This window comes from Oceanobacillus iheyensis HTE831, assembly GCF_000011245.1.
GTDB lineage: Bacteria > Bacillota > Bacilli > Bacillales > Amphibacillaceae > Oceanobacillus > Oceanobacillus iheyensis.
Window position 1 is genome coordinate 2,517,174 of record NC_004193.1, and the last position, 13,273, is coordinate 2,530,446.

Consider the following 13,273-nt stretch of genomic DNA (forward strand, 5'->3'; position numbering starts at 1 on the left):
CTCCTAATCTAGATACTAGTAGCTTGATTCAACCATTGTTTCATTGTTGGTAGTGGTACATAATTTCGATATTCAAAGCAGTTATAATCATTACCTCTAATTGCATCTAATATTCCACGATATACTTGTGCTGATAACCTAATAGGAACTTGACTATCTTTATCGAAGTAATCTAATTGGTTTAAGAAGTTTTCATAAAGAGTCTCTGCCCTATTCGCTAGCTTTTCCCATAACATAATAAATTCTTTATTTCGCTTCCCATCCGAAATGTCTACATGGGTGTAACAAACTAGTGACATTTCCTGTAATGGCAAATATATTCTATTATTCTCTTTAAAATCTTCACCTACATCTCTCAATATATTGGTCAATTGCATTGCTATTCCTAAATCGTTTGCTTCTTTTTTTAAATCACGGATAGACTGAGAGGCTATAATTGGTATTAACATTCTGCCAACTGAACCAGCTACATAACTACAATAGTTTTCAAGTTCTTGTAATGTGTGTGGCTGTTGAAAATTAATATCCATTTGTTGCCCTTCCAACTGTTCCCAAAAAGGATAAAGATCCATGTCGTATCTTTCAAAAACATCTGCTAGTGCCCTCCATAGAGGACTATCTACTATTTCCCCTTTAGAAAAATAATCTAGTTCTTTTCTTATTTTATCTATTTTTGATTGTTTTTCTTCACTATTATTAAAATTATCCACGGAATCATCCGCATATCTACAAAATGTATAAATTGCAAACACTGCTCGAGCTTTCTCTTTTGGTAATTTATTAAAGGCGAAATAAAAGCTTTTTGAATGTTTTTTTATGACTTTCTCACAAAAATTATAATCTTTAATTAGTTGATTATGCATGTACTCCATCCTCTCCATAAACAAGCTCTCTATCATCTTTTAACAATTCTTCAGTAGCAATCTTTGCAGATAATAATACGATAGGGACTCCTGCTCCTGGATGTGTACTACTTCCTGTGAAATATAAATTTTCACAGTTTTTCGCCTTGCTTTGAGGACGTAAATGATTACTCTGACTTAACGTCGGACGTAATCCAAAACACGCTCCATTATAAGCATTAAATTTTGATTCAAAGTCTAGTGGTGTCATGTAGGTTTCGGAGATGACTTCGTCTTTAATACCTTTAAATTCATCAATTTCATCTAATTTTTCAAACACCTTTTCTCGATAATAAGCTATTGTTTCATCTCCCCAACTATACTGTGCCGTTGACAAATCAGAAACCGGAACTAATACATATATTCCATCCTTTCCCTCAGGAGCAAGTGAAGGATCCATTTTCGAACCTATATATGTATAAAAGGCGGGGTCCTCTAATCGTTTTCCTGTAAAAATATCATCCATCGTTTCTTTTAAATTTTCACTGAAAAAGAAATTATGAACATTACTAACTTCATCGTATTTTTTATTCATACCTAGATACATAATGAAGCAGGAACATGAATACTTCATTTTATCAATTTTTTCATCTGTATATTTTCCTTTTGCTTTTATATCTTGTATTAAATTTTTCATTGAATATGGGAAGTCCGCGTTACAAACGACATAATCTGCATTGATTTCAAGGTTTTCTAATTTGATACCTGTTGCTTTCTTTTTTTCTATTATCACTTTTTCAACCGGTGAATTATAATGTATAGTACCACCTAACTCTAGAAACAACTTCTCCATAGATGTTGCCATCGTGTACATTCCACCTTTTATAAACCATACACCGTAAAGCATTTCTATCATGGGAATTATTGTATAAAGGGAAGGTCCATTATAAGGGGAGATACCAATATATAAAGTTTGAAAGCTAATCATTTGTCGTAATCGTTCATCTTTAATATATTTTTTTATGAAATTATCTGCATTTCCCAGCGTTCTTAGTTTTAATCCATTCCACAATGTTTTGGGTGTAAAAAATTGCCAAGGATGTCTAAATGGTCGTTGTATAAAATGATCCTTCGCAATTTGAAAACGTTGATATATTTTATTTAAATAGGTAATAAAACCAGCAGCATCTTTGTCACTAATTGCTTCAATTTCATCAATTAGTTGGATTAAATCAGATGAAATCTGATATCGATCTTCAGGTGTATTACCAAAGAAAACATTATACATTGGATCTATTCGCTCCATCGGGATATAATCATCAGGATTTCTTCCAGTCAATTCAAATACTTCCCGATATAATTCAGGCATCATCACGATACTTGGGCCCAGATCAAATGTAAATCCATCCTTCGTGATTTGATGCATTTTACCGCCTGGCATCGATTCTTTCTCATAAACTTCCACGTTGAATCCAGCATGTTGTAATCGTATAGCGCTCGCTAACCCAGCCACACCAGCTCCGATTACTATTACTTTCTTATTTTTCATAGACATCCTCCAGTAATAAAATAAGTCACTTAATTCTCTTATTACCCCTTTTATAAAATTAGTAACAGTTTATAAATATATCTATATCAAAATTTATTAATTTAATATTCGGTATTGTATACATCTCTTTCTAAATGTTGTTTTGTAAGTACTAAAAAAATAATTAATATTACTTCAAACCCGTTAGTAATTGCTCCACTATCAATAGGAAAAGATACAATACTACCAATTGTCATTAAACTTGCTCCAACAAACAGCCATACCCATTTCTCAGATATCCACAAAAGCACCCCCGACGACAGAAGTATTATGGTAACAAATAAAATCATTAATGGTGGTCCAGAAGCTGTTTCTATAGGTACATAACGTAAAACACTAAATTCCCACTGTGGTTGTAACGTTAAATTTATAAGTTCGGATTGTATTTCAACTGTTATTAACAAAATTGTGATTACTATAGCTCCATATAGCGCTGGTTTTTTTATCGTAATATTTTTAGATATTTCCAGAATTCCAACGCAATACAGAGTTAATGTTGGTGTTAAAAATGCATGAATCCAGTAACGAAGATAACTTATGTTTTCTAAAAAAGTTCCTTCTCCTATCAATCTACCCATTGCAACAATCGAATTGTCTACTATAAGTCCAACAATAACTAGATAAATAAATGACCGGCGTGAGAAAGAGGAGTTACTCCTTCCTTGATATAATGAAGAGATTATTATACCAATATAAATTAGTGTATATAAAATGTATAAATAGCTATCCATTTATTCCCCTCCTTACAACTATTCGTTATTAACCCACTCTAAAATAGATTCGATGACTATGTGTTGCTGCTCAATTACCGATATAGTTGCCTCACCATCCCCCTGTTGTTTACCGTAAACACCAAATTGAGAGTGATTACCTCCCCTTATCTCTTTCATCACCGTATTATCCGATAGTAAGTTACTCGAACCATCTATTTTATCAAGTGTAGTAAGTCTATCCTGATCTGCAAACAAAGTTAGGATAGGTACAGATGTGTTACTAAAATTAATGTTCTCGCTTGGAAAAGAACCTAAGAAAAAAACACCTGTGATTACATCCAAATGATCTATTGCATAGCTGGCTGCAGCAACGCCGCCTAATGAATGACCTCCAATAAACCAATTTTCTAATGAAGCATATTTATCAATGATTTCTTCTGCTTTATCAACTTCTAATATCGGTAAACTAAATCGAACATTAGGTATTGCTACAAGATACCCATGTTTAGATAATTCTTGACCGTAATAGCTGTATGCTTCAGGCTCTACTCTAGCTCCTGGATATAAAATGATCCCTCCCTTAGTTTGTTCTTCGCTCTTTGACTCAAATATTAGCCAGTCGTTGTAATACATTATCTCATCTTCATCTACTAATTTTGCTAATGTACTGGTTGGTTCATAGGTTTGTTGAGTCCAATAATAAAAGGCCAGACCACTAAAAAGTATTAATAAAAACAATGCTAGTATAATAATTTTTAATATTTTTTTCATAGAAAACTCTCTTCCACTAATATAAAAACTAATTTCTTTATATCACAATGCTGTTTACTTATCAATTGATAAGTAAACAGAAAAAAAAGAGATTAAAACAAAAGCCTTCAACTAAATGAGTTTTATAAGTTAAATTTTTGCCTTAACCTCTTAAGATTTAAATACTATGAATTTACAGTACCGTATAAGATAAAATCAACAAGTAAATCATATTGAGTGGATAATGATTGTGTGTTTTCATTCCATGTCGACATTGTTTGTCCCATCGTTAACAAACAAAATCTCGCAGCTTCCTCAGGGGCAATATGTTTCCTTAGTTTCCCTGTTTCCTTCAATTCTTCAAATACGGTAATAAACGGTTCTAAGTAAGTTTCTCTCCACAATAAATAAATTTTATGTTTGTTCTCATGTTTAAATTCAACCGATATATCATGAATCATCATCATAATGCTAGTAGGATGTTCATCAGCTAATATTTCCAACATTAACCGCAATCGTTGTTCTAAAGGTTCAACTGAAATCACTTTTAATTTAGATTTAATCTTCCTTACAAATCTCGTTAGCATTGCAATATACAATGATTGTTTATCAGGATAATGATAATATAAAGCTGGTTGAGATATCTTACATTTTGTTGAGATTTCACGCGTGGTAACAGTGCGATAACCTTTCTTCATAAACAATTCTTCGGCAACCTGTAAAATACGCTCTTTTGAATATTCATCTTTATTGCGAGGCATTATTAATCTTACTCCTTTAAATTATTAAGCTACGTCTTCTACTTACTACATTAATATACATTATCATAACCAGAAATATACTCAATTAAAGGAGAGTGTATAGTGAACATAAAATCAGACTACCATTAACACTTTATATTGTTAATTTAGTAGTCTTTTAAGAAATACTATCTACTATAATATTTTTAAGCTTCTCCGTCGTATACATATTTTTCTAGATGTTCAATTGCTGTATCCTCATCAGGTCCTTCCGCAATTAACTTTATTTGTTCTCCTTTGGTTATTGCCAAACTCATCAGTCCCATTATACTTTTAGCATTTATTTTCTTATCATCTTTTTCTAAAAAGACATGGGATGAAAAACGATTTGCTTCTTGAACAAATTGTGCTGCAGGCCTAGCCTGTAATCCAGTATCTAATTCAACCGTTACCAATTTTTCTACCAATACTCTCATCCTTCCCTATATTCGTAAACGCTATCAAATGAGATTGAGTCATGAATTCAAGTGATTTACTTTAAGAAAACCGCTTCAGAAATATTCTGCTTATGCATCGAGGTTTCAGCTATGCCTTCTTTCTACAGGACACAGAAGACCTCGACAGCATTACATTGCACCAAGAAAATTGATTTTGATTTTCAAGAATTCAAGGTATATTTCACCCTTTCATCTGGTCTTCAACTAAAAGTTTTACTTTTGTCCCAACCTCTACTTAATTAAATTATAAATATTATGAAATTAATCGTATTATATCATAATACACTAATTACCGCATCACTAGTCTAAGTTATGGATTCTCCCCGTTTAATCTTTTCAGCAAACTCATCAATTTTTTTCAGACGGTGATTCACACCTGATTTTGATATCGCACCACTTGTAACCAATTCACCCAGTTCTTTTAATGAAACATCTTCATACTGTATTCGAAGTTTTGCTATTTCTTGTAATTTATCAGGCAATTGATCTAGTCCAACAGTTCTTTCTATTAGCTTTATATTCTCAATCTGTCGAAACGCCGCTCCTATAGTTTTATTCAAGTTAGCTGTTTCACAATTCACAAGTCGGTTAACCGAATTCCTCATATCCCTGACAATTCTCACGTCTTCAAATTTAAATAGCGCTTTATGTGCTCCAATAATACTTAAGAATTCTGTTATCTTCTCAGCTTCTTTCATATATACAATGAAGCCATTTTTTCGAGCTAATAATCGTGCATGTAGACCATATGAGTTTAACAACTTCTGTAAGGATTCTGCGTGTTCTTCATAATAATTAAAGATTTCTAAATGATAAGAGGAGGTTTCAGGATTATTCATCGATCCTCCTGCTAAAAAGGCTCCTCTTAAGTAAGACTTTTTACAGCAGTCCTTTTCCAAATATTTATTTGAGATTGTCCGAACAATAGTATATTGGTTTATTATTAAATCTAGTTCTTCTAAAAGTAATTGAACTTCCTCTTTTAATCGAACAATATAAACATTATTTTTTTTTAATTTCATTTTTTTTCGGACGAGTAATTCAACTGCAATTGAATAGTTATCCTTAATCAAGGTATAAATACGCCTCGCTATTGCTGCATTCTCCGTCTGAACATCTAGAGAATAGCCTTGGCGTGAAATAGAAATTGCTCCATTCATTCTGACCAAGGCTGCGAGTTCTGCTAATTGACAACATTCTTCTGTTTCTATCGCTGTCAATTCTTTTTTAATTTCCGATGCGAAAGACATATTACTCCCCCCCTTTTTTTCTTATAAGCAAAACTTTACTCATTAGTAATGGACGTAAATCTCACTGAATACTAATTCCATAAACTGCACAAAAACAGGCATGTACAGGCAGTTCATGGAATTATATTCTTAACGATTTTTGGCCTAATCAGTTTTCAATTTAGGAATTACCGTAGATGACATATGGAACACTGATTATACAAAATTGTAGAGTAATGATGCTATTTTTTCATTATCATGTCTTAAACTTCCATTCGACTCAGCTAAAATATTTCCAGCAATCACATTTAAGCCCATTTTGTTTAATCTTGTTTCATCAAATGTTACCGGTGTTGCATTTTCACTTTTATAAAGGGCTTGAATTTCATCTGGGATTTTTTTATTATGAACGACAATTGCATCTATACAAGGTTCACCAATATGATCATGAATTGCTTTCACATGATCTGCAGCGGAGTAATTAGTTGTTTCTCCATCTTGTGTCATAGCATTACATACGTAAACAACCTTTGCTTTTGAAGAAGCGATTGCTTCCTTTACTTGTGGAACAATTAAATTAGGCATGATAGAAGTATATAAACTACCAGGAGAAATCACAATTAGATCTGCAGATTTAATTGCTCTTACTGCATTTGGCAGAGGTTTAACAGGCTGGGGTTCCAGAAATACCCGCTTTATTTTCTTTTGTGCCAGGGGAATATTCGACTCTCCTGAAACAATCTCCCCATCTTCCATTTCTGCGTGTAATGACATATTTTCATTGGAGATTGGATAAATTTTTCCTTTTACATTAAGAACTCGAGAAATTTCCTTAATTCCATTGTTAAAGTTTCCAGTAACAGAAGTCATTGCTGCTAACAATAGGTTTCCCATAGAATGGCCAGACAATCCATTTCCATGAGAGAAGCGATGCTGAAATAATTCTAATAACATTGGTTCTGCATCAGAAAGAGCAGCAATCACATTTCGAATATCTCCCGGTGCAGGTATATCCATCTCATTACGGATTCTACCTGTACTACCGCCATCATCTGCGACAGTAACAATTGCGGTTAAATCAACAGGAAGTTTTTTCAAACCTCTTAATAACACAGGCATTCCAGTTCCTCCACCAATTGCTACTACTTTAGGATTGGCTTCTGTCCCCATATTATAATACCTTCCTTTTATCTATATCTCTATGACTTACATGGGTCGTATATCCATTACTTAACACCTTAGAGAAGTGCTCCGCTAATGCAACAGATCGATGCTGTCCACCTGTACAACCGATTGCTACTACCAGTTGCGATTTTCCTTCTTTTTTATATTGAGGAAGCATAAATGTAAGTAAATCTGTTACTTTATCAATAAATGTTTGCGTGTCCGACCATTTGAATACATAAGAGGAGACATCGGGGTTTAATCCCGTTAATGGTTGCAAGTTTGAGACATAATGAGGGTTAGGTAAAAATCTCACATCGAATACGAGGTCAGCATCAATAGGAAGTCCATACTTGAAACCAAAAGATACAAAGTGTACGGAGAATACTTCTTGCTTTTCTTCTTTATACACTTTCAATATTTTTTCTCGTAAATTTCTCGGCTTTAAACTTGTAGTATCAATGATGCGTTGAGCTCTTCCTCTAAGTTCATCTAAAATTTCTCTTTCCTGCTTTATTCCATCTAACGGTAAACCATCTGTAGCTAATGGATGCGAACGTCTTGTTTCTTTATAGCGAGTAACTAACGCTTCATCCTTTGCATCTAAAAATAAAATATGGTCTTCTAACCAGTTCTCTTTCGCTAAAACATCTAATGCTTCAAAGAGCGAATCAAAAAATTCTCTCCCTCGTAGGTCCATGACTAATGCAACCTTTTGAATATTGTTTGTTGCATCTTTCATCAAATCTAAAAACTTTGGAAGTAATGCAGGAGGTAAATTATCAACGCAATAGTACCCTAAATCTTCAAAGCTCTGAATAGCCACTGTTTTTCCTGCACCTGACATTCCAGTAATGATTACGAGCTTCGTTTCTTGTTCTTGATTCAATATCCTCGCCCCTTTATTACTTTCGTCTCTATATATAAATTAGATATTTTTAAACTCAATACTACTTATATTATACAATGAAGTATTTCACCACAACAAGCAATTAAAAGAACTTCAACTACGCGACAATTTTGGACAAGTTATAGCAAAAAAAAGCACAGGTTATAACAACCTGTGCAAAATAACTAATCTATCTATTAAAAGGGGGTCAATTAGTTATTTATAGTGTACCCCATAAATGTTTCGTGCGTGTTACAGCAGGATTAAAAAGCAGTTACTATTGGTAAATTTTTCTATAGATTTGCTCCAATATTACTTACTTTTTATCTTTTCCTCTAAATCTTCGACATATTTTATTGCAGCTTCTGCAGCAATACTGCCATCTCCAGTTGCTGTAACAATTTGTCGAAGTTCTTTATCTCGGATATCTCCTGCAGCAAATATTCCCGGAATGGAAGTTTCCATATTTTCATTTGTTGCGATATATCCCTCATCATTTGTAATTCCTAATGAAAGAAATGCCTGATTTAGAGGAACCATTCCAATATAAATGAATACACCCTCAGCATCAAAATTATTTACTTCATTTGTTTTTGTATTTTTCAAAGTAACACTACTTACTTTTCCATCAGTGCCATTGATGGTTTCTGCAACAGTATCCCAAATGAAATCTATTTTTTCATTGTCAAAAGCACGATCTTGTATGATCTTTTGAGCACGAAGATTGTCTCTTCGATGCACGATAGTTACTTTATTGGCAAACCTTGTAAGGTAAATGCCTTCTTCAACTGCTGAATCTCCTCCACCAATTACTACAAGGTTTCGATTTTTAAAGAATGCACCGTCACAAACTGCACAATAAGACACACCTCTACCGCTAAGAGCTTCTTCGCCTTCAATTCCCAACTTTTTATATTGAGCGCCAGTTGCAATAATTAAAGAGCGAGTATAATACTCTTTACTACCTGCTTTTATTAATTTATATTCTCCATGATCTTCTACTTCCTTAATGTCACCATACGCATATGCTGCACCGAACTTTTTAGCATGCTCAAACATTTTATTTGATAAATCTGGACCTAGTATATTATCAAAACCTGGATAGTTCTCTACATCCTCGGTATTAGCCATTTGACCACCAGGTATTCCTCTTTCTAACATTAATGTGTCTAAATTTGCACGTGATGCATATACTGCTGCTGTCATTCCTGCTGGACCTGCTCCAGCAATGATTACATCATACATTTTTTCTTCGGACATATAAATCGCCCCCGTATTCTATTTAATTCCATCATCTAGTTTAATTAATCGATTGATATCCGTCTATCTTTTTGCTCATTACTTATTTATTATTCCAGGGACCTTCTTCATCAGATAATCGTGGATGTTTTTTGCATCCTTCTTCCCATATATCTAGTGCTTTTCCAGGGTCTCCGCAATTGTAGGCACAAATACTATACCATTTATAATAAGATAGATGCGTTTTCACTGGTTCTTTTGTAAGCTGTTTAAATCTGCTGTATGCTGCTTCTGCATGCCCTGTTCGTGCTAAAGTTACTGCAACACGCAGCTTTTGTTGTACATGAATTGGATATATATTTAGTAATGCCTGAATATGCTTTTCATATGCAGTATCATTGTTCTCATAATAAAATAAAGCTAAATTCATATGGCTGTACAAAGAATTTGGATCTTCTTCTAGAATGTCTTTCTCAATCTGAATAGCTTCATTTTGCTTTCCTGTATAAAAAATTGCTTGTGCATAATCATGTTTTGCTAAAATATGATCCGGGAATAATTCTATCATTTCTTCAATAATTGGTATTGCTTTTGTCCATTCACTATTTTCCATATGATAAAAGGCAGTTTCTTGAAAAATGAGTAACTCATCTTCATCTTCTAAATCTAAGTCATCGATATCTTCATCAATTTGAATTAATTCAAGTAATCTATTAGCATCTTCACTAAAATCACCGTCTGGTTCTTTATCCAAATAGAACTGAGCATATTTTCTTGCATCGTATAACAAACCAAGATGAGCGTAATTATTTGCGATCAAATAATAGCAATCTATATAATCACTAGATTGCAAGACTTCGGTTAATAATTGATTCGCTTTATGATAAGCTCCTACTTCTGTATATATAATCGATAATTGGCATTTATATAAAGGGTCTTTTGGTTTTTGTTCCATGGCTTTTTTCATCCATTTAATAGCAATGTCAAATTTACGTTTTTTAAACGCTTCAACACCTTTTGTATAATAAAAATCTCCTTCAGGGATAAAAGGGATCACCTTATTATATTCAGCTTTTTTACCTTTAGATTGCATGTGTATCCCCCTATTTTCTAAACATTCGTCCAAAGTATATCACACTATATATGATATCACCATAGTGTCTACACACATTGCAAAATTTGTTCGAATTTTGGAAGTTAAATCAAACAGCTTTCAAGTAAAGAAATAGTAAACTCTAATTTACTATTTCTTTACTCCACTATTATGATAAAAAGCACCTCCTAAAACGCCATTATATTTCTACTACGACGTTGGAGATGCTTTTTTATGCTGTTATACGTACAAAAAGCCTTGATTCATACACTTCAGTAAATATTATTTAACGGGATTAGTTGTTTCGTATAATAATTCTTTTAGCTGAGTTGTATACTCATTTAACTGTTCATCCGTATATTGTAATTTCTCTTTCATATATGGAAGAACTTTATCCATATGCGCTTCTACCCATGGACGTTGGAAGAATAATGCACCAGTTCGACGGATAAAGAAATCTACCGGTTTATATGCAAGTTCAAATTCTATTGCATATACCAATTCTGCAAATACAATTGGGTCAATATCGTACTTATTCGCTTCTTCTTTTTGATTTTTATAAATATCTAATAAAATCTCTACATTTGATCCATAACGCTGAATCATTTGAAGTGCTTCTTGTTCTGAAAGGCCTAATTGAATAGCTTGTTTTTGCTTATCTTTTTTAAATGCTTCAAATCCTTTAGATCCACCAACATCGCCACCGGATATCGGTAGATGTTTGGTTTGACTATCGGTATAAAGGATATTTTCTTCTTCTTTTAACTGTTTCGTTACTAGATCTACTGCGTGTTGGGCCATTTTTCGATATCCAGTTAATTTTCCGCCTGCCATAGATAACAGTCCAGAATCTGATTGGAAAATTTCATCTTTACGTGAAATTTCACTCGGACTAGTTGCGCCCTCTTGTGCAATTAGTGGACGTAATCCCGCCCAACTTGATTCCACATCTTCTGGTTTTAACTGTAGAGAAGGGAACATATAAGCAATAGCTTTTAATAAATAGTCACGATCATCTTCCGTCATCACTGGATGAGCTATATCTCCTTCATAAGTTGTATCCGTCGTACCAACATACGTTTTTCCATCTCGTGGAATAGCAAAGATCATACGACCATCAGGTGAATCAAAGTACACTGCTTGTTGTAAAGGAAATGTGTTATGATCAAAAACAAGATGGACACCTTTGGTTAAGTGAAGCGTCTTACCTTTTTTCGAACCATCTAATTCACGTACATCATCCACCCATGGTCCACCAGCATTAATGATTTTTTTTGCATAAATTTTTCGTTTTTCCCCAGTAATTAAATCTTCTGCAACAACACCGACAACTTTACTATCTTCATAAATAAATTCAACCGCTTTGGTGTAGTTTATCGCATGAACACCCTCTTCAACAGCCTTCTTCATAACTTCAATTGTTAAACGAGCATCATCGGTTTTATATTCCACATAGTATCCGCCACCACGTAATTCATCTTGTTTAATTAATGGTTCACGTTCCATTACTTCTTTTGGCTTAAACATTACTCTACGTTCGTCTTTTTTAACACCTGCTAAAAAGTCATAAACTCTTAATCCAATATTTGAAGTAAATGGTCCAAGTGTACTTCCCTTATGGAATGGTAGTAGCATCCATTCTGGGGTTGTAACATGTGGCCCATTTTCATATACAATTGCTCTTTCTTTCCCTACTTCAGCTACCATCTTCACTTCAAATTGCTGTAAATAACGTAGTCCACCATGAACTAGCTTAGTGGATCGACTAGATGTACCAGCAGCAAAGTCTTGCATTTCGATTAGGCCTGTATTTAAACCACGAGTTGTAGCATCCAGGGAAATACCTGCTCCAGTAATACCTCCGCCAATCACTAATAAGTCTAATTTTTCGTTTTGTAAAGCATCTAATGTATCTTTTCTTCTATAACTTGAAAATTGATTCATTATATTACACTCCCCGTTGTTTAGTTATTCTTATATTCACTTTACCCGTTTTTAAATATAATCATGTAGAGAAAAAGAAAAAACCGCAAAATAACTGGTATATACACTACCAGTAAATTGCGGTTTTCTCCTGATTTCTCCGTCCATCATTATTAACTTGACTTTAGTCTAACATACCTCATCGTTAATGTACAGAGGTTAATCTCGTTCTTTTGAAAAAGATTGAGTGACAGCCTCTATAATTTCGTGTTTTTCTTTCCCCATTCCGGACTCTACTGCTGCTACGTATGCACCTTCGACTAATGGTGCTTCAATAAGTTCCACGTCATCTACTTCGGTCATTTCTACGGCCATTTCTGCGTTCATTTTTGCACTACCAATATCATATAAAAGGAGAACTCCATCATCTTTATTCGCTTTAGTAATTGCGTTGAGAATTTTATCAATACTAGTCCCAATTTCACCTTCATCGGTACCACCAGCTACCTCAACCGTAACATCTTTCATTACCTGTTGTACTAACTCTTTCGTACCCTCTGCGATTTTTACACTGTGCGAAATAAGAACAATACCAACTTGTCCCAT

The 13,273-nt window shown here is 33.7% G+C and carries 13 protein-coding genes; all 13 read right to left on the reverse strand.

Going from position 1 to position 13,273, the window contains the following annotated elements; genetic code table 11:
• Nucleotides 1–8: 8 nt before the first annotated feature.
• A complete protein-coding gene (locus tag OB_RS12635) occupies nt 9–863 on the reverse strand; it encodes a phytoene/squalene synthase family protein (protein WP_011066853.1) in 855 nt (284 codons plus the stop codon).
• The gene (locus OB_RS12640) at nt 856–2,391 is read right to left on the reverse strand and encodes a phytoene desaturase family protein (RefSeq protein ID WP_011066854.1); all 1,536 of its coding nucleotides are present in this window, start codon (nt 2,389–2,391) and stop codon (nt 856–858) included. The genes OB_RS12635 and OB_RS12640 overlap by 8 nt, the downstream gene beginning before the upstream one ends.
• 101 nt (nt 2,392–2,492) lie before the next feature.
• Complete coding sequence (locus OB_RS12645) at nt 2,493–3,161, reverse strand: hypothetical protein (RefSeq protein ID WP_011066855.1); 669 nt, start codon at nt 3,159–3,161, stop codon at nt 2,493–2,495.
• 18 nt (nt 3,162–3,179) lie between these two features.
• Nucleotides 3,180–3,914 carry an alpha/beta hydrolase gene (locus OB_RS12650; protein WP_011066856.1) on the reverse strand — a complete coding sequence of 245 codons (735 nt, stop codon included), beginning with the start codon at nt 3,912–3,914 and terminating at the stop codon, nt 3,180–3,182.
• Between the two features lie 164 nt (nt 3,915–4,078).
• On the reverse strand, nt 4,079–4,654 hold the full coding sequence (locus OB_RS12655) for a TetR/AcrR family transcriptional regulator (protein WP_011066857.1): 576 nt from the start codon (nt 4,652–4,654) through the stop codon (nt 4,079–4,081).
• Between the two features lie 185 nt (nt 4,655–4,839).
• On the reverse strand, nt 4,840–5,100 hold the full coding sequence (locus OB_RS12660) for an HPr family phosphocarrier protein (protein WP_011066858.1): 261 nt from the start codon (nt 5,098–5,100) through the stop codon (nt 4,840–4,842).
• A 335-nt stretch (nt 5,101–5,435) separates the two neighbouring features.
• Nucleotides 5,436–6,380 carry a DNA-binding protein WhiA gene (gene whiA / locus OB_RS12665; protein WP_011066859.1) on the reverse strand — a complete coding sequence of 315 codons (945 nt, stop codon included), beginning with the start codon at nt 6,378–6,380 and terminating at the stop codon, nt 5,436–5,438.
• Between the two features lie 195 nt (nt 6,381–6,575).
• Nucleotides 6,576–7,529 (reverse strand): gluconeogenesis factor YvcK family protein, encoded by a 954-nt coding sequence (yvcK, locus tag OB_RS12670; RefSeq protein WP_011066860.1) that lies wholly within the window; start codon nt 7,527–7,529, stop codon nt 6,576–6,578.
• Between the two features lies 1 nt (nt 7,530).
• Nucleotides 7,531–8,412, reverse strand: a complete 882-nt coding sequence (gene rapZ / locus OB_RS12675; protein ID WP_011066861.1) for an RNase adapter RapZ — start codon at nt 8,410–8,412, stop codon at nt 7,531–7,533.
• A gap of 312 nt (nt 8,413–8,724) precedes the next feature.
• Nucleotides 8,725–9,672 carry a thioredoxin-disulfide reductase gene (gene trxB, locus OB_RS12680; protein ID WP_011066862.1) on the reverse strand — a complete coding sequence of 316 codons (948 nt, stop codon included), beginning with the start codon at nt 9,670–9,672 and terminating at the stop codon, nt 8,725–8,727.
• A gap of 82 nt (nt 9,673–9,754) precedes the next feature.
• A complete protein-coding gene (locus OB_RS12685) occupies nt 9,755–10,744 on the reverse strand; it encodes a tetratricopeptide repeat protein (protein ID WP_011066863.1) in 990 nt (329 codons plus the stop codon).
• A 282-nt stretch (nt 10,745–11,026) separates the two neighbouring features.
• A complete protein-coding gene (locus OB_RS12690; RefSeq protein WP_011066864.1) occupies nt 11,027–12,688 on the reverse strand; it encodes a glycerol-3-phosphate dehydrogenase/oxidase in 1,662 nt (553 codons plus the stop codon).
• A 198-nt stretch (nt 12,689–12,886) separates the two neighbouring features.
• On the reverse strand, nt 12,887–13,273 hold the full coding sequence (gene dhaM / locus OB_RS12695; protein WP_011066865.1) for a dihydroxyacetone kinase phosphoryl donor subunit DhaM: 387 nt from the start codon (nt 13,271–13,273) through the stop codon (nt 12,887–12,889).